This is a genomic window from Thalassoglobus sp. (assembly GCF_048270125.1).
In the GTDB taxonomy this organism is placed as follows: Bacteria; Planctomycetota; Planctomycetia; order Planctomycetales; family Planctomycetaceae; genus Thalassoglobus.
The window spans coordinates 175001-195825 of record NZ_JBLWTN010000003.1 but is presented as its reverse complement, the minus strand read 5'-3'; the positions used below and the strand labels follow the sequence as shown (position 1 = coordinate 195825).

12 protein-coding genes and 1 tRNA gene are annotated in these 20825 nt (G+C 51.0%); 4 read left to right on the top strand and 9 right to left on the bottom strand.

The genetic code is table 11. The annotated features are described in order from the left end of the window. Positions 1 to 180: 180 nt before the first annotated feature. The gene (locus tag ACN0YR_RS05170; RefSeq protein ID WP_417848128.1) at positions 181 to 795 is read right to left on the bottom strand and encodes a hypothetical protein; all 615 of its coding nucleotides are present in this window, start codon (positions 793 to 795) and stop codon (positions 181 to 183) included. Positions 796 to 1344: 549 nt separating this feature from the next. Between ACN0YR_RS05170 and secA the strand changes: the two genes are divergently transcribed. Next, positions 1345 to 4899 (top strand): preprotein translocase subunit SecA, encoded by a 3555-nt coding sequence (secA, locus tag ACN0YR_RS05165; RefSeq protein ID WP_417848127.1) that lies wholly within the window; start codon positions 1345 to 1347, stop codon positions 4897 to 4899. A gap of 669 nt (positions 4900 to 5568) precedes the next feature. Here secA and ACN0YR_RS05160 read toward each other — a convergent pair. The 3 genes from ACN0YR_RS05160 to ACN0YR_RS05150 form a co-directional block, all read right to left on the bottom strand. Next, positions 5569 to 6336 carry a GDSL-type esterase/lipase family protein gene (locus ACN0YR_RS05160; RefSeq protein WP_417848126.1) on the bottom strand — a complete coding sequence of 256 codons (768 nt, stop codon included), beginning with the start codon at positions 6334 to 6336 and terminating at the stop codon, positions 5569 to 5571. Positions 6337 to 6345: 9 nt separating this feature from the next. Beyond that, positions 6346 to 7791 (bottom strand): sulfatase, encoded by a 1446-nt coding sequence (locus ACN0YR_RS05155; RefSeq protein ID WP_417848125.1) that lies wholly within the window; start codon positions 7789 to 7791, stop codon positions 6346 to 6348. Between the two features lie 308 nt (positions 7792 to 8099). Then, positions 8100 to 8172 (bottom strand) — tRNA-Ala (locus tag ACN0YR_RS05150). Positions 8173 to 8521: 349 nt separating this feature from the next. Here ACN0YR_RS05150 and aceE point away from each other — a divergent pair. The 3 genes from aceE to ACN0YR_RS05135 all read left to right on the top strand — a co-directional run bounded on the left by aceE (position 8522) and on the right by ACN0YR_RS05135 (position 13822). Further along, complete coding sequence (gene aceE / locus ACN0YR_RS05145; protein ID WP_417848328.1) at positions 8522 to 11245, top strand: pyruvate dehydrogenase (acetyl-transferring), homodimeric type; 2724 nt, start codon at positions 8522 to 8524, stop codon at positions 11243 to 11245. 199 nt (positions 11246 to 11444) lie between these two features. Beyond that, positions 11445 to 12536 carry a redox-regulated ATPase YchF gene (gene ychF, locus ACN0YR_RS05140; protein ID WP_417848124.1) on the top strand — a complete coding sequence of 364 codons (1092 nt, stop codon included), beginning with the start codon at positions 11445 to 11447 and terminating at the stop codon, positions 12534 to 12536. A 116-nt stretch (positions 12537 to 12652) separates the two neighbouring features. Continuing rightward, positions 12653 to 13822, top strand: a complete 1170-nt coding sequence (locus ACN0YR_RS05135) for a sialidase family protein (protein ID WP_417848123.1) — start codon at positions 12653 to 12655, stop codon at positions 13820 to 13822. Positions 13823 to 14156: 334 nt separating this feature from the next. Here ACN0YR_RS05135 and ACN0YR_RS05130 read toward each other — a convergent pair whose 3' ends face one another. The 5 genes from ACN0YR_RS05130 to ACN0YR_RS05110 form a co-directional block, all read right to left on the bottom strand. After that, a complete protein-coding gene (locus ACN0YR_RS05130) occupies positions 14157 to 15560 on the bottom strand; it encodes a sulfatase (RefSeq protein WP_417848122.1) in 1404 nt (467 codons plus the stop codon). Positions 15561 to 15655: 95 nt separating this feature from the next. Continuing rightward, positions 15656 to 16228, bottom strand: coding sequence for a peroxiredoxin (locus ACN0YR_RS05125; RefSeq protein WP_417848121.1), 573 nt, complete (start codon positions 16226 to 16228; stop codon positions 15656 to 15658). Positions 16229 to 16659: 431 nt separating this feature from the next. Further along, complete coding sequence (locus tag ACN0YR_RS05120) at positions 16660 to 18357, bottom strand: hypothetical protein (protein WP_417848327.1); 1698 nt, start codon at positions 18355 to 18357, stop codon at positions 16660 to 16662. Between the two features lie 72 nt (positions 18358 to 18429). Continuing rightward, complete coding sequence (locus ACN0YR_RS05115; RefSeq protein ID WP_417848120.1) at positions 18430 to 19104, bottom strand: hypothetical protein; 675 nt, start codon at positions 19102 to 19104, stop codon at positions 18430 to 18432. Between the two features lie 274 nt (positions 19105 to 19378). Further along, entirely contained in the window at positions 19379 to 20608 is a 1230-nt protein-coding gene (locus ACN0YR_RS05110; protein WP_417848119.1) for a hypothetical protein, read from the bottom strand. Positions 20609 to 20825 lie beyond the last annotated feature (217 nt).

Sequence of the window (20825 nt, the reverse complement as noted above, 5' to 3'; positions counted from 1 at the left end):
TTGCTCTCGGATTCGTATCAAGCAAACCCAGGATCGGTCTTTCTGTCCACACCCACTTATCAGCTCAACCTTCCTTCGTGATTTTGCGAGAGAAAGGCTGGATTGCTCTGAGTTACCACTCATTTACTAATGGACTCGCGAATCAATGTCTTGATTCTGCGCAAGGCGGAGAGGCCCCCGTCAGGCTGTCTTGCTGTCGTCGATGGGAATTAACTTCGGGATGGGGACTTGCAGCCCGATGACCCCACCATGTTTCTGTTTGAGGTCCTGAAAGTCGCGCCTGAGGAATGAATACAACTCTTCTGGAGGATTCATCGACAGATACTCTCTGGCAAAGACTTCCATTTGGTCATCGTATTCACGTTGGCTTTGCGTGTGGACGTGACATCGCCCACCGAAGCGGCGGATATCTCCATCGAATCTCGGGCTGATATGGTACAACTCGTGCAAGATGGTCACGAATTTTTCTTGAAAAGATTGATCCAGAAACCGTGGCAGATAAAATGTGAGAATGTAGAGCATCTCACGTTTGCCAAGGTACAGTCGCTGAACTGTCCAGAGGCGTCCTTGACGTTGACCTGTCGTCGCTCCGTTTTCGAAACGCATGGGAGTCAGCTTTGCTTGAAGTCCATGCAGAACGGAAGAACGGGCCTGAGCGAAACAGACAGCGACACGAGACATGTCGATGTGCATAAACGCTTCGTGACGATTTGTGAGATCTTCACACAACTTCATGATTGATTGTGTGAAATCAAAAGGTCCGAATTCCGACCCCTGGTTCGACGACCTGGCCATCTGAGTTTCCTTTCTCGATGCAGTTGTGGTTCCTGAATTTCGTGCGATTCCTACCGCAACTCAGGCAACTGAGAGATCAAATTGTGTCAAACAATGAGTTGGATAATACTGGGAATCTTCAGGAATACCAGAGAGAATAAGTAGGATCAGGAGCGATAAACCGGGGCCACAAGGTTGCATCAACTCGTCCTGATGTTTGAATTCTCTGGTTTGGGCGCGTATTGACCGATGCCGGTTGCGGAAATAAACTTCGGTCTACAGGGAGTTTGCGACAAAGTTGTAGCAACGCACTGAAACGGCGTAAGAATTCTGCACTCTAGACGAATGACAGGAATCGATTTTTTCGATTCCACATTTTTTCTGAACGTGTGGGGGGAAGACTGCCAGTTCGAGGGAGTGAAAATGGTCAGTTTTGGCTAGTATCCCCCGATCTCCAGGTCGCACACCGGACTCTTGCGAAATACATAACTCACATCAATACAGGGGTTTACGTGGCCACCACACACGGTGGTCCACTCCTGAAGACTTTATAGGTCACGGAAAGAAGACATGGACTTCTTTGATCGTCTCGGCGACTATTTCACAGCAGTGACAGCCTTTGTAGAAGGGTTGGTCCGCAAATTTTTCGGTTCATCGAACGAGCGTGAAATCCGCCGGATCGGCTTTATTCGCGAGAAGGATGGAAGCTCTCGGGTCACTTCCGGTTCTGTCCTCGATCGAATTAACTCGCTCGAACCGGAGATGGAGAAGAAGACAGATGCCGAATTAAAGGAAACAACGGACCGTTTGCGGGCAAAACTTGCCGATGGAAAAACTTTAGACGACATTCTTCCAGAAGCTTTCGCATCGGTACGAGAATCTGGCAAACGTAACCTTCAAATGCGTCATTACGATGTGCAGATGGTGGGGGGAAATATTCTTCACCAGGGCAAAATCGCTGAAATGACCACAGGGGAAGGAAAAACACTCGTCTCCTCTCTCCCCGCCTATTTAAATGCCCTCGCAGGAAAGGTTCATATCGTCACAGTGAACGATTATCTCGCCAAGCGGGATATGGAATGGATGGGCCCACTGCACTTGGCGCTCGGGCTCAGCGTCGGGGCGATTCAGGGGCAAATGCGTCCACATGAACGGCAGGTAAATTATGCCTGCGATATTTGCTACGGAACAAACAACGAGTTCGGCTTCGACTATCTTCGAGACAACATGAAGCCGACAGCTGCGCTTCAAGTGCAAGGCCCCCTCGACTATGCGATCGTTGATGAAATCGACAACATCCTGATCGATGAAGCTCGAACACCGCTGATCATCTCCGGGCCAGCTTATGATGATGTCACAAAATATCCGAAAGCCGACCGTGTCGCTCGACAACTTGTTCGAGATGTTCACTTTGAAGTGAAAGAAAAAGAACACACGTGTCACTTGACGGACGAAGGGGTCCGCAAGGCTGAAGAATTGGCAGGCGTAGAAAGTTTTTACGCTTCGGGAAATATGGAGTGGCCACACCTGATCGACAACGCTTTGAAGGCGCATCATCTTTATAAGCGTGATGTGAACTACATGGTTGTTCAGGATGAAGTGATCATCATCGACGAGCATACCGGTCGTCCTATGCCAGGTCGACAATGGAGCGACGGGTTGCATCAGGCAGCCGAAGCAAAAGAAGGTGTACGAATCAAAGAGGTCAGTCAGACCTTGGCAACAATCACACTTCAGAACTACTTCAAGCTCTACAATAAGTTATGCGGGATGACCGGAACCGCGATGACGGAAGCGAACGAATTCTACAAAATTTACGGTCTGGATGTCGTCGCAGTTCCAACGAACCGCCCGATGCAGCGAATCAATACTCAGGACACGATCTATCGATCTGAAGGTGAGAAGTGGAAAGCGGTCGTCAACGAAATTACCGAAGTCCATAAAACGGGACGTCCGATTCTGGTTGGTACTGTTTCTGTTGAAAAGAGTGAGCGCCTCGGATCGATGCTGTCCAAGCATGGTGTAAAACACAATGTATTGAACGCGAAAAACCACGAACGTGAAGCGGAAATCGTCGCCCAGGCAGGTCGGCTCGGAGCCGTCACCATTGCGACGAATATGGCAGGTCGCGGTACGGACATTATCCTGGGCGGAAATCCTGAGCATATGGCTTGGGACATTTTGAAGACAAAATATTCGTCTCGACTGGATGTTCCGAAAGCAGAATGGGATGAACTGTCTGACAAAATCGCTGTTGAAGAGGGAATGAAAGCAGATGGCCGCAAGGTCGCCGAACTGGGCGGCTTACACGTCGTCGGAACGGAGCGTCACGATTCTCGGCGAATCGATTTACAGCTTCGCGGACGTGCAGGACGACAGGGCGATCCCGGTTCGAGCCGGTTCTTCTTATCCCTCGAAGACGACTTGATGCGAATTTTCGCTGGCGAAAAAGTTAAGGGAATGCTCACCTGGTTGGGAATGGAAGAAGGCGAGAGCATCGAACATCCAATGGTGTCTCGACAAATTCAGAAGGCACAAAAACGAGTGGAAGAGCGGCACTTCGAGGCTCGAAAGAGTTTGCTGGAATATGACGAAGTGATGGACCATCAGCGGAAAGAAGTTTACAGCTACCGACAGGACATTTTGGATGGCGTGAACTGCCGCGACTTGATCGGCGGGATGCTGAATCAACAAATTGAGAAGTGGGCGAGTCAGTTCCTTTCGAGGGAATATCGCTGGGGAACGGCCGCAGCGTTTGCTTCGCAAAACCTGGGGCTCGTCGTCGATGCCGATGCGATCAGCAACATGGACAAAGACCAGATGGTCGAGTACATGACAAGCGAAGGCGAACGCCAAGCCGAAGTGCTCATTGAAGATCAAATGGCGGAGAACTTGCCGGAAGAGGGCGACCATCGAGATTGGAACTGGCAAACTCTGGCGACTTGGGCCAATCGTCAATTCAACTTGAACACGAATGATCGAGAGCTACGCAAAATAGTTCGAGAAGGTGTGCCTGATGGCGAAATGAACCGAGACCAGGTTTTCAGGCACCTGATTGAACGCGCTCGCGAAGGGATTCATCGTTGGGACTTTGAACCTCTGGATACCATTCTGGCTGAGGATTTTGGAGCGAAACAACTTTCAGGTTGGTTACGGCACCAATTTGGTGTGGAAATGCCACCGGAAGAGTTCACAAAATTTGACGACCTTTCGGACGCAATCGCGCTGGTTCAACAACGAGTACGAGAACGTTACCGCGAAAAGGAAATTCGTTTTCCAGTTGTCGTCGGGATGAACAGATACCTCTCTGGCCAGAACAGTGATCGTGAAGGTTTGATCGGATGGGCAAACAGCCGATTCGAAACCAATTTGTCGAACGCTGATCTGAAAGAAAAAGAGCGTCCACAAGTTGCTGAAATTCTCATCGAGAGAAGCAGCCAATTCTTCCCCGCACCCGAGACGCGAGATGAACTTCGAGAACTGCTAGACGACGTCTTCACGATTCGCCCTGAAGGGGAGCGAGAAGAAGCCCTCGACTTGTCTCGATTGATTCAATTCCTGAAAGACCGGATGCAGGTCGTCTTGAACACTGAGGAACTCGACGAGATTGATCCGGTTAAAGGGCGGAACTTAGCTCTTCAAAAAGTTGACGCCCGCTATCGCCCCGAATTGGGACAGGCCGAGCGGATGCTCCTGATGGAGATGCTCGATCACGCCTGGAAAGAGCACCTGTACTACATGGACCATCTTCGAAGTGGAATTGGTCTGGTCGGTTATGCTCAAAAAGACCCGAAGGTTGAATACAAGCGAGAAGGAATGAAAGCCTTCGAAGCGATGTGGGACCGCATCGCCGAACAGGTCACCTCAGCAATCTTCCGCCTGGATTCCGAGAGTTCACCGGAGTTTCTAGAGTCCCTGTGGGCAAACGCTTCTGCTCAACACGCACAAGTTCAACCCGAAGTCGAAGCTTTCTCCCCCGAGGTGCAGGAAAGCCACGGGGCAGAACCGGGAGCCGAACAGAAGACCGTTGAAACGATCCGCAACTTTGACGACAAAGTTGGCCGTAACGACCCCTGCCCATGCGGCAGCGGAAAGAAATTCAAAAAGTGCCACGGAGCGGTCTAGAGCAGTTTGCTCTACCGTGTGTCCGTGAAGAACGCATTTCTCTAGAGGTGGTCCTGAAACTTGAAATTGCTCTCTCAAACGTTGAGAAAAGCGACGATTTCAGAGGTTTTCGGACTGGTTCTAGTAAAAATACTGCTTGCCACGAAGCAGAACGTCAATACAAAATCCACGAACTGATCCAAAGCAATTTTGGATCAGCCAGACACGTTCTGTCTCGGAACAGCAAGCGACTCAACACACGCAAGGTACTCTCTGTACCCGCGTGGAGACGGTTCCTCTAAAAAGCATGGATTCCCGCGAAGCTGATTGCACAAATTACTTCGAGCTTCGACCAGCCTAAAACAGCTTTGGAAATCGTCTTAGCGATTTACCTCGTGGAAAACTGCTCTTTCGGTTTGCAGAAATTCACAGACCAATCAGGCAATTCAGCGCACAAAAAAAGCCGCCCAAAGGCGGCTTAAGTGGAGGATCGAGGACACCAGTAGAACTTTTTGCAGTGGAGATCTCCACATGGAATCTGGAAACAGTAGGCATAGCCGTTTCTCTATCCAGATAATGAGTGAATTCCAGAAAAGCCCCCAATGCGGTCTCAATCCGCATTCATTTCTCGAATCTTTCTGCGCGAGGTTTTCGGTCTGCCATATTTGGACCTCGTCTTCTTCAACGATCCTACTGAAGAATCTCTTTCAATACCGGCATCAATTGACGATGCCACACTTCATAGCCTTTCTCATTGAGGTGGAGACCATCGACATAGAACTTTTGGTCTTTCTCGCCTTGCTCATTAAGAAACGCAGGGTACAGGTTCAGGAAACGAACTTTGTCGCCCAGAAGATCAGCTAGCGCAGGAAGTGTTTCATTGGCCGGAACAATCTGCTGTTTGTTCTTTGCCGGGCTGTGCGACGGGAGAATCGAACAGATGACTAGCGTCGCATCTGGACGAAGTTCGCGCAAGCGTTTCGCGACTACTTCAATTCCGGCGGAGATCTGCTCGGCACTATGCGGTGGGAACAGATTGTTGGTTCCTATCATCAACACGATCACTTTTGGCTGGATTGTGGCGTTGTCCAGATTTCCCAATCCGCCGTCCGCTTTGGACGTCAATCGGTAGAGCACATGATCGGTGCGGTCACCGGGCACCCCCAAATTCAACGCGCAAAACGGGCTGTCAACATCGCCGTAGTTGTCAGCCCACAAGGAACCTGACTCATCAAGCCACTTCTTGGTGATCGAATCACCGACGAAAACGACCTTAAATTTCTGCGGTGATCGCTCTGCCAATGCCATCATGCGAGCGTAATGGTTTGCGACCCATTTGTGCTTTCCCGTTGTCTCCCGCGGCACTGCGATGGCTGCCGGATTAACTTCCGCACGAAGGTCTCCCGAGACCATCATGCCACACACCAACAGACCTATCGCGTTCATTACCTTCGTCATCAATGTAACTTACTTGGTTAGTGGTTGTGGAATATGTGCCCCTGTTTCTTCCAGATATCTCATCAACTTATTCCTTAACGTTTCGGTTTTCTCAGGCATTGCTGTAGCGAGGTTTTCTTTTTCATTGGGATCGTTCAGCACATCAAACAGGAGCACGTCGTTATGGTGATAATTGACAACTAGCTTGTAATTACCCTTGCGGATGGCACTCGCTGGATAAGCACCCTCGCCCTGGTAATGAGGAAAATGCCAATAGAGCGTGTCCCGCTGAATTTGTTTACCCAGGACAAGCGGCGCCAAGCTGACACCGTCAATATGTTGCTCGGCTTTCTGTGGTAAGCCTGCCATTTCCAACAGAGTCGGGTAAAGATCCATGCTGGTGACTGGCACGTTTGATTGCATGTCAGGCTTCGTATGGTCTGGCCAGTGGATGAGCAAGGGTGTCCGCAAACCACCCTCAAAGAGAAAGGTTTTCCCTCCACGGATTGGTTGGAGTGAAGTTGAATGGGACAAATTCATCGTTGCCCGCCCGCCGTTATCACCGGTCAGGACGATGATGGTGTTGTCATATAGCCCGGCGGCTTTCAACGCATCCACGAGTCGACCGATGTTCGTATCCAAGGTCGCCAGCTCACCTGCGTACTCTGGATCATCCTGCCGCATGCGATGTGGCTGGTGTGAATAGTCATCCAGTTCGCTGTCTTTTTCCAAGGGCGGCAAAGCCTCTCGTTTGGCTTCAAACTTCGCTCGAAGTTCCGGCTTCGACGCAATTGGGTGGTGCATCGCGAAGTGCGATAAATGCAGGTAGAAGGGTTGGTCGCGATCGGCCGAAACGAAATCGATGGCGGCGTCCGTTAGCTTGTCGGTAAAGTTGTCCCCTGGCGTAGCATCAGGAAAATACTTCTTGTCCCCGAAGGGATAGAACATTCTACATCGGTTTTCCTCAATGACTGCCAACTGTGAATCATAGCCATGGTTCTTCGGCCCTCCGGTCGCTTTCAACTTGCCCATGTGCCATTTGCCGTAGAACGCCGTTTGGTAGCCAGCCTCCTGAAAAGCCTCGCCGATGGTCATTTCGCTATCATTGATACCGGAAGATTGCGGAACCGGGCAATAAACACGAGGCGTCTCCCCCTGGCGACCATAGAACGTATCGCGACCGGCTAACCACTGTGTCACTCCGTGGCGAGCAGGATTCTTACCGGTCAAAATGCTGACCCGAGTTGGAGAACACATTGGGCTGGGCGTATAGCAATGGTCGAACCGCATCCACTGTTTGGCAAATGAATCGATTCGAGGCGTTTCGTAAAACGTGCTCCCGTTATAGCCAACATCCTTCCAGCCAAAATCATCAATCAGAATGAACAGAACGTTTGGGTGCGTTTCAGCAAAAGAAGGTGACGTAAAAACACTCGAGACGAGGAGCACTCCATAGATAAACGTAAATTTTGACATGCTTTTTCAAAACCGATTTCCCAATGAATTGCAGTACGCAAATTGCGTCTTTGAAGCGTTGTCGTGGCTCAACGGATCTTCAGGATAGCTGACCTGAAGTTTCCGGAACAGCATTCGAACGAAAGCAGGCCAACGCGTGCAACGCAAGTGGGACAATGGACTGTACAATTCTGTACGTGCCATTCTCGCAATCGCTCAACACACTTCCTGCCTAGATCGCAGAAATTGCCTGAACAGTCCGCAACCAGAAAACGGCACTGAGAAACCTAAAAAAGCCACTGATCACAAAGGATCAGCGGCTTTTCGAGTGGAGGATAGGGGACTTGAACCCCTGACCTCTTGCATGCCATGCAAGCGCTCTCCCAACTGAGCTAATCCCCCGAGTTGTTTTGTTGATCGTTCAAAATTCATGGATTGAACTGATCGAACGGGAGGACGAAATGAGTTGTCCTTCCCCTGAGTCTTTCTGGTTTCGGCTTCTGCTCACCGGAAAATTGATGAAAATACCGATTTCACCGAACTTTCTAACCAGATTGGTCGACAGCAGGTTACTCAGCAAGTCGGGACGTGTCAACAATTGAGGGGATCACAATTCCCGAGAATGAATATGGGTGTTGCAGATGTCGTCTCTTGTTAGAATAGGTCTCTCAAAAAGCAACACAAATCACGCAGTTTCGATGCGTATTAATATCACTTGATGTCAATCATCATATACGAAGGTCAAGAAATCATGGCTACCGATGATGTCGTAAAGACGGCTGAAGGACTTATCGAGGGGATCGACTCCGTCGAGTTGGAAGAATGGTTTGAGTCGCTGGAAGATGTCCTGCATCGCTACGGACCAGAGAAGACGCAACAACTGCTGGTACAGTTGCGTGAGCGGGCCTATCACCGTGGGGTGATGATGCCATTCAAAGCAACCACCCCTTATGTCAATACGATCCCTCTTGATGAGCAACCTCGCTACCCCGGAAATCTGGAGATTGAGAGACGGATCAAGTCGATCATTCGCTGGAATGCGATGGCGATGGTTGTGCGAGCGAACAAGAAAACCGCAGATGCCGGAGCAGTCGGCGGACACATTTCAACATTTGCTTCGTCTGCGACTCTCTACGAAGTCGCCTACAACCACTTCTTCCACGGGCGGACAGAAGATCACCCTGGAGATATGGTTTACTTTCAGGGACATGCTTCTCCGGGAATGTATGCACGTGCATTCGTCGAAGGTCGTTTAGATGAGAGTCACCTCGAACATTTTCGTCAGGAAGCAGTTCGTGGTCAGGGTCTCTCATCGTATCCGCATCCCTGGTTGATGCCTGACTTCTGGCAGTTCCCGACAGTTTCGATGGGCCTGGGTCCGATCTGCTCGATCTACCATGCTCGCTTCTTGCGATACATGCATAATCGTGGGTTGAAGGATACTTCGAAATCGAAAGTCTGGTCTTTCCTGGGTGATGGTGAGATTGACGAACCGGAATCGCTCGGAGCGATCACACTCGCATCGCGCGAGAACCTCGACAACCTCGTTTGGGTTGTGAACTGCAATCTTCAGCGACTCGATGGTCCAGTCCGTGGAAACGGGAAGATCATCCAAGAGCTTGAGGGTGCGTTCCGCGGCGCTGGCTGGAACTGTATCAAGGTTGTCTGGGGGGGTGACTGGGACAACTTGCTTGCCCGCGACCACAACGGCAAATTGACGAAGCGTCTTGGTGAGATCATCGACGGTCAGTATCAGAAGTACTCCTGCTCGACCGGCGACTACATTCGAGATCACTTCTTCAACGACCCTGAACTTCAGGAACTGGTCGATCATCTCAGTGACGAACAGCTTGAGAAGTTGCGACGAGGCGGACACGACCCAGAGAAAGTCTTCGCAGCTTTCGATGCAGCAGTTCATCATAAAGGAGCACCGACAGTCATCCTTGCCAAGACTATTAAAGGTTACGGGCTGGGTGAAGCGGGTGAAGGCCGCATGATTGCGCACAACACCAAAAAGCTTAACGACGAAGAGTTACACTCGTTCCGTCAACGTTTCAACATCCCGATTGACAGAGAAGACGTCGAGCAGATGCCATTCTATCGCCCTGAAGAAGGGAGTGAAGAAATGGCGTATCTCAAGGCTCGCAGAGAACAACTCGGAGGTCACGTCCCTAGCCGGAAGCCGACTGATGAGCGTTTAGAAGTTCCCAAGCTGGAAGACAAAACCTTCAAGCGTCAATTAACTGGAACGGTTGGCAAGGGCGAAGTCTCTACGACTCAGGCGTACGGAGCCATTCTGCAGAACCTAATGCGAGACAAAAACATCGGGGATCGAATCGTGCCGATCATTCCTGATGAAGCTCGTACATTTGGGTTGGAAGGGCTTTTCAGTAGTTTTGGAATTTATTCCAGCAAGGGACAGCTGTACGAACCGGTCGACCGCGAAGGCGGTAACCTCATGTATTACAAGGAAGCAACCGACGGACAGGTTCTGGAAGAAGGTATTACTGAAGCGGGAGCGATGAGCTCGTTCATCGCAGCTGGAACAGCCTACAGTAACCTCGGAATGAACATGATTCCGCTTTACATCTACTACTCGATGTTCGGCTTCCAACGTGTCGGTGATCTCATCTGGTGTGCAGCCGACAGCCGTGCGAAAGGCTTCATGGTTGGTGGAACATCGGGCCGAACCACTCTTAACGGAGAAGGTTTGCAGCATGAAGATGGCCACTCGCACGTCATGGCTGCGACTGTTCCAAACCTTGTTGCCTACGACCCTGCATTCGCATTCGAACTCTCAGTCATCATGCAGGATGGTTTGAGAAGAATGTACAGCGAAGGAGAAGAAATCTTCTACTACCTTTCGGTGTATAACGAAGCGTACGAAATGCCTCCGATGCCGGAAGAAGAGGGTGTGATTGAGGGCATTCTGAAAGGGATGTACAAGTTTAAAAGCACCGAAAGTGGAGAGGGGCAACAGAAGCGTCCTCAGCTATTCGGTTCGGGAACGATTCTCAACGAAGTCCTCCGGGCTCAATCAATCCTCAAAGAGAAGTATAATATCGGCACCGATGTCTGGAGCGTCACGAGCTATAGCGAACTTTGTCGTGATGGCATGGCAGCTGATCGCTGGAATCGATTGCACCCGGAAAGCGAGCAACGGCAGTCGTTCCTCTCAAAAACTCTGGCCGAGGCTAATGGTCCATTCATTTCATCGAGTGACAACATCCGCATGGTGGCAGATCAGATTCGTGAGTGGGTTCCTGGTCAGTATGTCGTATTAGGAACCGATGGATTCGGTCGCAGCGACACTCGCCCGGTTCTTCGACGACACTTCGAGATCGATGCTGAATGCACCGCATTTGCGACACTCTCAGCCTTGGCTGAAGAGGGTGCGTTCGAGAAATCGAAGCTACCCTCAGTGATCAAAGATCTTGGGATCGATCCAGACAAAGTTGAGCCACGAACAGCTTAAACTTTGATGTAGACCCTCGGACTGAATTCATTATTAGACTAGATCCTGAAACCTGAATTCGCTCTCTCAAACGCTGAGAAAAGCGACCATTCCACGAGTTTCCGGACTGGTTCTAATCTTCATCCAATCAGCCCCCGGTGATTCACCGGGGGCTGATTAATTTCCTCATTCACTTCAACAAGACGACGAAGATTCAACTATGGAAGCTGGAATTGTCGGTTTACCGAATGTCGGCAAGAGTACACTGTTCAACGCATTGACCTGCTCACAATCTGCGCAGAGCGCGAACTACCCTTTCTGTACCATCGAGCCAAACGAGGGGATCGTCAGTGTTCCCGATGGACGTCTTGAAATTATTGCCAGCTTTGTAAACCCCGAACGGATTCTTCCGGCGGCTCTCAAACTGGTCGACATTGCAGGAATCGTCAAAGGCGCCAGCGTGGGAGAGGGACTCGGCAATAAGTTCCTCAGCCACATTCGCGAAGTCGATGCCATCATTCAGGTCGTTCGCTGTTTTGAAGATGACGACATTACGCACGTTTCGGGGAAAGTCGATCCGGTCAACGACATCGACATTATCGAAACCGAATTAATGCTCGCCGACATGCAGATGCTCGACAATGCCATCGGCAAAGCTCAGCGAACAGCGCGCAGCGGAGATGCCGATGCGAAGAAGCGTGTCGCTGTCATCGAAAAGTGTCAGGCACATCTCGACAAAGAGGAGCCGCTCCGAAAGCTGGAGCTTGATAAAGAGGAAGCAAAAATCGTCAACGGTTATGGAATGTTGACAGCCAAGCCAGTCCTGTATGTTGCCAACGTTGACGAAAACGATTTGACCGGCGAAGGTCCGCTTGTGCAACAACTTCGAGAATTCGCAGAAAAAACTGGCGCTGATGTCGTTCCAGTTTGTGCAAAGCTCGAGTCTGAAATCGCCGAACTCGATAAAGCTGACCGAGCTGAAATGCTGGAGTCCGTTGGGCTTGAAGAACCAGCACTGGCTGTGCTGGCACGGGCGATCTATCACACGCTTGGACTGCAAAGTTATTTCACTGCTGGCGTGAAGGAAGTTCGTGCCTGGACAATTCCGATCGGCGCGACTGGCCCACAAGCTGCCGGTGTGATTCATACCGACTTCGAAAAAGGCTTTATCCGAGTCGAAGTTTACAGTCTTGAAGCTTTGCAGGAACACAAAAAAGAATCTGCGATTCGGGCTGCCGGGAAGCTACGCATTGAAGGAAAAGAGTACGTCATGCAGGATGGTGACATTTGCCACTTCCTGTTTAACAAATAGCCGGACCGCATTTTCGCCAGAGACTTGAAGTGTCTGGCGAAACGCTTCATGCTTTGGGAAGTCCTACACAGTCCTTCCTCACATGTTCTTTCCTCTTGAACATCAAAGCAAGAAATATGTCCACCATGCAAACGCCTACGACTCGCCGATCCTTTCTATGCACCGCCAGCCTTGCTGCTGGTTCCTGCCTGTTGCCTCGATCAGTCTTCGCCGACGGTATTTCCGCGGAGATCCTCTCAACAAAAATCATCAGCCAACAACCGCAATATTACCATGGCTGGTCGACACTGGGACGGCAAAAGTCCGGTCGCTTGATGCTGGTTTGGTCGGGACGTCGTGAAGCACATGTCTGCCCGTTCGGAACAGTCGAATGGATGACCTCCGATGACGACGGAAAAACCTGGACTTGGCCACGAACATTGCTCGATTCTGCAATCGACGACCGGGATGCTGGTGTCCTGGAGACTGCCAAGGGCTCAATTCTTGTGACGACATTTTCGTCACTGGCTTATGAAAGCAACATCACCAAAGCCAAAAGCAACGGTTCCTGGTCCGAAGAGAAAATGGCAAGATGGCTGGCAGAAGGCCATCGTATCCCTGAGAAGCAACGGAAGGAACAACTTGGAACGTGGGTCCTCCGCTCAACGGATAACGGACTGACATGGTCCACTAAAAACGACAGCTTAGTCAACAGCCCGCATGGCCCTACCCAACTCAAGGATGGTCGAATCCTTTATGCCGGCAAACAGCTTTGGCTGGAGAACCCTCGCATCGGACTTTCGGTTTCGAACGATGACGGGAAAACATGGGAATGGTTCTCAGAAATCCCTCCTCGAGATGGAGACGATCCGAACGCTTACCATGAACTCCACATGGTCGAAGCAGAGAACGGCGACCTGATCACACATATCCGCAACCACAACAAGAACAACGCTGGAGAAACGCTGCAAACTGTTTCAAGTGATGGAGGAAAAACCTGGAGCAAGCCGCGCTCTATCGGAGTCTGGGGATTGCCGTCCCACTTGTTGAAACTCAAAGATGGTCGCCTGTTGATGTCGTACGGGCATCGCCGTAAACCATTGGGAAACCTTGCGAGAGTCAGTTCCGACAACGGGAAAACCTGGTCAGAAGCGATCACCATCAGCGATGACGCGACTTCGGGCGATTTGGGCTACCCGTCAACCGTTCAACTCGATGATGGCTCATTGCTGACCGTGTGGTACGAAAAAATTAAATCGCAACCACTCGCAGTGCTACGTCAAACGCATTGGAAATTATCGTCATAGCGCCAACTCCATTCTGTTTCGCAACTGGCTGAGAAGTTGTTGCTTGAACAGTTTCGTGTTTCGAGCGCTATCGAGGGTGTTTTTCATCTGGAAAATCGCACATCTCCACGAAGCAGATTGCGAATACAGATTCGAAAAATGTTACAGAAATCTTTGCCCACAAGCAGACGCTTGTGGGCAAAGTCATTTCGGGCTTCACCTTCATCGCGAACATCGAGCGAAAGCCAACTGAAGAGATCTCGCGCGGGCGATGCTGATGCAAAGAGGCGAGAGCCCATAGCTACGTGCGCCTTTTCCTGAGGCGCACACCAAGTGTGATGTCTCTGAGTCGGGACTACTTCTTCAACGAAGGATGCGGGGCGACCACACCGGGAATTCGCTTGCCTGTAACTCGGTCGAACCCATCGGGAGTCAGCTTGTCGATGCCGGGGAAGGTGTCTTGCGTGTCGGACTGCCACTGAGTCAGCATCCCCCGATGTTGATAATGAATTTGGCGAATTTCCTCAGTGACTGAGTCCCCTTCTAGCAAATTGTTCAAGCAGTGGGGATCGTTAAGGACATCGTAAAGTGCTTCCTCGGGCTGAGGCTGCTTGAACAGTGAGAGTTGTGCTTCGGTTAACTTCCCCGCTTCTTTCAGTCGTTTCATTTCGTCGTAAGTGGGGCTCTGAACCGCGTCAGCAGGTGGGGTTAAAGGGAGCTCAGGAATCCAGTTTCTTACGTAGCGATATCGTTCCGTGCAAACGCTGCGTTCGAATGCACGGTAGTCGTGCCAGTTATGTTCGGAATAAACCATTAAGTGCCGGATCGTTTCTGGGTATCGCAATGTTTGAGTAAAGGTCTTGCCTTGAAATGAGTCGAGTTGCTTTGCTCCGGCGAGCTCAACAACTGTCGGAGCAATGTCGATGGTGCTCACAAGGGAATTGCAGACTGATCCTGGCTGGACGAGAGGCGGATACCTGACAATAAATGGAGTCTTCACACCATCTTCAAGGACAGTTGTTTTGCAGCGAGGAAACGGGCGCCCGTTGTCACTGATCACGAGGATCAATGTTTCATCGAGAACCCCCTGTTTGTCGAGTTCGTCGACGACCTTGCCAATGTATTCATCAAAGCGGCCGATTTCATCGTAATACAAAGCGAGATCTTTTTTGACTTCGCTGGTCTCTGGGAAAATCGGTGGGACGCGAACATCGGTAAGGGTATGCGGCGGATCAATTGCACCCGGTTTGTATCCTCGGTGGGGATCAGTGGCTGCAAGCCACATGAAAAAAGGTTTGTCTTTCGGACGATTTTGAAGAACACCGACCCAATGCTCTTCACCGCCTGGACCGCCTCCCGGCTTGACCAAATCGAACTGCGGTACGACTGCATTTCCAAGATGCCATTTCCCCACAGCCGCTGTGTAGTAGCCCTGCTCTCGAAGCGGAGTTGTGAACAACGTTTGTGTTGCAGGAAGCGGGAGGTGCAGCTCTGCAGCTCCTGTGGAATGAGGATATCGCCCTGTCAGCATCGAGCAGCGACTCGGGCTACAGGATGAACAGGTGAGGTAAGCACGATCAAACCGCATCCCCTCTCTAGCCAGCTTGTCCATGTTCGGTGTTTTAATCGATGGATGACCGTACGCACCGCAGTCATCCCAAGCCATATCGTCCGCAACAAAGATAACGAAATTCGGCTCTGCAAAAACAGCTGAAGTGAGAAACAACGACAACAAGCAGGAAAATGCAATCCGGTTCATAACGCTCAAACCCATCAGAGATCATAAAAATAAACGACACGGAACCGTTTCCGATTCTGTGTCGCTTTGTGCGAGAGTGGAAGGGCTTCCCCTGATTATTTCAAGTTACTGACCACTTCCATAATTTTCTTACTGTCCACTGCAGCTTTCACCTGCTCGTTTTTGTAAACGACTTCGCCCTTCTCATCAACAACAAACGTCCAGCGCTTTGTCGTTACGCCACGAGTCAAAACTTCTTCTTTCCCATCGATCTCGCGAGTGATCGATTTCTCCCCTTTTGTAAACGGAACACCAAACGCCGCAGCGACTTCTCCAGTGGGATCTGCCAGAAGTGTAAAGTTGAGATTGTGAACTTTCTTGAACAGTTGATGATTGCGAACCGAATCGCCACTCACTCCGACAACTTCCACATTCTTGCCTTGCAGCTTGCCGAGATCGTCACGAAAACCACACGCTTGAGCAGTGCATCCACCGGTCATGTCTGCAGGGTAAAAGTAGACGACGACAATTTTCTTGCCGAAGTGATCGCTCGCTTTCCAGTCTTTGCCAGCATCATCTTTGACAGTGAACTCTGGAGCTTTATCGCCAACCTTCAAAGTGATATCGATGGCATAAGAAGCTTGAGTCATCAATGCGAGGGCAGTCACCGAAAGTAAGAAGTTTTTCATCGTTTCACTCCGAAGTCAGGAAGGATTTTCAGGGGGGAGGCAATTTTGTGATCGTCACGATCTTGCACAAACGAGGATACGCTTCCCGGTAGCGACTCACAAGTGAACGATGATGCGATTCAGGACGATTCCGCCATCATCGCAGTGAGAAATCCCCCGCCATTCGCTGTTGCAAATTCAGGGTGAATGACTTGCTCGAACTGGACCAGGCTATGGTCGATCAGAGCTGAGTCGATGCGGAGGGCGATACAGAACACAAACCGCCAAGCAGCTAATTCGCAGAAGAAGTGCGACCGAATCCACACAAGAGAACGGTGTCTCGTCGAGCGGATTGCTTCGTACGCTCCACTCGACTTCGACCCCAAACGATCAGGCGAAGCAGAACAGCCGCGGCTGTTCAGGCACTCTCTGCGAACATTGACCTATTTGACCTACCGAACGCGACATTTAAAGGAGACCCAACCGCCGGTATGTCCCTTGAGTTCGTTGTCGAAGGTGAAGGAGAGAACTTGACTCCCCTGCCCGTTGCTTTCTGTGTCGAGCTTACCATCAAGGCTGGCATCGACAGAGCCATCAATGTATTCCAACCGTGGCGAGAGATTGTCAACAACGCGGACGTTCCGTAAAGGACGATCCCCGATGTTATCGAATCGGATTGTGAAAGTGAGTTCGTCGCCCGGTTTCGCGGCTGGCTTGTCCACCACTTTCGTGATAGTCAGATCGCCCGGTTTGCTGCGATCCTCAATGCCTGTGTAATCCTGTGCAGTGAAGCGTCCCTGAACGACTTGCCCTGAGATATCGTTGGCGTAGATGATGACGCCCAGGTCGCCGTTCCAATCAAATGCTGCTTCGACTGCCTGACCAATCACTGCATTGTTGGCTTTATCAAATTGTCCTTCGCGGAAGAATCGGAAGTCTTCATACACATTGAGCAGTTTGACGTGTTTCCCGGCAGACTGATTTTGATGGACTACATTCTCGGTCGATTTCGACTCGACCCCACTTGACCGAGAACGCATCCGCATTGCGATCGCTTCGTCGTTGTGGACATTCTCATCGATGATGAGTTGAGTATCGATTCCACCCAGCTTTCGTTGGTCTTGATGACCAGCTGCTTTGGCGATTTTGATGTCGGTGTGTGGCAATGACGCCGACCGTACCGCACCAAATCGGGGAGCGTAGATCGATGCACGCGTACTCGGCTTCACACGAGCGACTCCCATTTCGTCAGTCCATTCGACAACGGTGTCTTCAATGTCTAAGCCGTAACGAGTACCGTCCGAGTAATGGACCTTCGTTCCACGATCTCCGCCATCGTGGAGATATTCATCGCCGATAATCTCTGGTCCGGTGAACGGTCGAGCCCCCACAACTTCTCTAAAGGGTGAATCTCCAAGCGGCGGACAAGCGAACTCAGGCGGGCAATCAGCGAGAGGTTCGCACTGGACTGATGTCAGAGTTCTTGATGCCAATGAATCGGAGATCACATTGGATGGTGCGTTAGGGGATGGTGCGTTAGAAGATGGTGCGTTAGGGGATGGTGCGGTGGGCTGTTCTGCGGAAGCGAGCTGAACGTTGCTATCAACGAACGGTCTCGGTGAGGACTCTGGTAGTGCCTCGGCAGTTTGTTTTGCAGCTTGCTTTACAACAGGAGGATGTGCTGAGGCAGTGGTGCCTGTTGGTGCTGTTGTCGATGAAGTAATTGACTGCGGTTGAGTGCTGGTCGCTGAATTTGCAGGGGCTGGCTCAGGACGCGATGTGGAGTGGAGAAACGGATCGTCACTCTTAACGATCAGATTTTCACTGGTAGTTGATGACTGAGCTGCTTGACCGGTTCTTTGGTCGACAGCATTCGGAGTCGACGACTTCCCTCCCATCTTGTGCTGCAAGAGCTTGATGAAGCTGCTGTCGGACTCAGACTGGCCTGCCAATGCGTGTTTGACTTTCTCTTCACTCGAATCTTTTTCAGCTTTGGCAAGCGGAGGGCTTCTCTTGAGAGGGCTTGCAGCGAATTCACGAACATTGGAGCAGGATGAGCCGAGAAGCAGCACGCTTCCGAGCATCGCTGGAGCGAGGGCTTGAACGAATGACGAAGAACGAATTCGTTGTCTCAGGTTGGAAAGAGTCATCACTATCTCACTCACTAATAAAGCCCAAAAAGGCAGGATGCTTCGTTCTTGCAAAAACGGAGCAGCGAATGGCTATTGCTGAGGAATCGCAATGGGCGAGGTACTGTAAAAAGGATCGACCGGGGAATTTGGATCCGGGATGCGTCCTCCAATTCGGAGAATCGCCATAGGTCGCCCACGTTCATCAGCAGCCCGCAACAAGTTTTCTGTCACTTTCAAATCTTCAGTCCGAATTCGTTCTCCCTGAGCGAACGGGGCAGCCAAGTCGGGCTGTTCCAAATAGATGACTTTGGTCACCATCCGGTCTTGTAGAACGATTTCGATTTCGTCTGCTGTAATTTCAACAGGAATGGGATAGCTCTTCGCAAGGCCGTCAGGAGCGTGCAGCCGATCGAGCACTTCAACTGTCGGGTAGAGTTCGGCACCGGGGAATTCAGGCATCCCGCTGATGCGAACTCGGTAGGTGTGCCCGACCATCATTCCGACGTTCGATGGCGATTGCGTGAGGACAGCGTTTTGCGGAGATCCCTGGAAGTAGGTCACATGACCAGCCGAGGGAAGCTGGATTTCGACAGGTTGCAAAACTCCCGCTTTCTGAGGATGCGTGAGTAAGCTCCAACGCCCTGCCATTCCGGTTGGTTGCCGGTGATTGAGCGGGAAGTGTCGATCCTGCGCAATTGTTACGGTCGAGAGCAACAACGTGCTAACGAGGATGGCTGTTGAGAATACGGTTCGACAATGTGTCATGCTATTCTGCTCTCAGGTCAGTTTGTCCGATTCAGTCTCGCGGCTTGCATCTTGCATCAATACTGGGATGGCATGGATTCAGACAACTTCCAGCGTGGAGACAATAAAGACCAGTTCTGACGTGACGATTGAGGTGCGAAGAGAGCCGCTTACCTGTTGGAGTAAGCGGCTTTCATTTGCATTCGAGCGAGGTCGATGAAAAATTCTAACTCCGGGAAAAGCAATCAAAATCTTGAACCGGGAGAAAATTCTGCCCGGTTCAGGATTGTGATGATTACTGTTGTGCCCAAGCTGGAACGGAGAGTTCACCTGATGAGTACGAAGGATGCTTTTCGGTGTACTGAATGTACTTAACAGGCTTCGGCATGCTGATGCCTGGCTCATGTCGGACATCAATCAGGACATCGTCAACAGGTTCTCCAACGTTGTAGTCGGTGGTGTTCCGAATCGTGTGAGACTTCAAACCAGCTGGTTTTCCGAGTGGAATGTGTGGAGGGCCTGGAAGTCCGATTGGTGTTCCGACTGACGGGTAACCGTACATCGGAGCTCCGTGCATCCCGACGACGGGATTGTAAGGAGGTTGCCCAGGGTAGGATGGTCCGCCGACCATCATATCGGCAGGGACGCCACCTTCTCCGATTCCGATGTGCGATCCGATTGGCACTGGAGCAACATGCTGGTCCATTTCTCCATCCACTTTCTGGATGTGTGCAGTCCGCTCAATGTTGCCATTCATCCCGACACCTGGTCCTGGTTGACCTGGCATTTCGAGATCAATGTTCCCCATTCGCAGAACAGCCATGATTGTTCCACGTCGATTTGCTTCTGAGACAGGATCTTGTCCTGGAAGAAGGCGAGTCGAAACGAGTTCTTCAACACCTGCAATTGCGAGTTCCTGATACTTGGCATCTGGCAGATAGATGACCTTGGTGACGAAGTTGTTCGTCTCGACCTGATCGAGATCCTCGTCGGTGATTCGCAAAGGCAGTGGGTTGTGTTCGAGGTAAGCCGCTGTTGTTGGAAGTGTTGGGTAAACGTGCAATGACGGATACACAACAAGCCCTTCACGACCTGGGATGTCGGTGAACTTCAAGCGGTAAGTTGCAGCTTGCGAGAAGTTGTAACGACCTGGAGCCATCAGCTGATTTTCAGCGAATGTTGGTCCGATTTGCCAGCCAACGTGCATGCCTTCAGGTCCGAGGAACCGGATCTGTGAAGATCCACGGAAGGCTGCCTGTGGACCATGCAGTGGACCATTCGGTGGGCACATAGGTGGCATCATTCCTGGAGGTGGTCCCATTTGAGGTCCTCCGTGCGGACCGGGTGGATTGAAGCTGGTTTGCATGACACCCGGGCCAGGGCCACCAACCATAGGTCCAGGATTATTCATCATCGCTGCCGGTGGGGCATGGTAGGCTTCTTTCTGGAGAAGTTGCTGTCCATCATGTGCGCATCCTACACACACGATTAGCAATGTTCCCAAAGCCAGAAAATAGAGTCTCATCGTTTGACCTCTTCCGTTCCGGTCCCGTTGAATCGCTCCAAATTGCGGTCGACCAACACTGTCACTGACGGTTACAATTAGGTTGACGCAGCGACGGCAAATGTCGACTGCCTGTTGTGTTCGGCCTTGAATTGCTGTTTCACATTACCCAAGGCTCACAGTCTCTATTGTTTTCGGACTGGAGCGACTCGAATCTTTGCTAAATCCGCCAAATTCG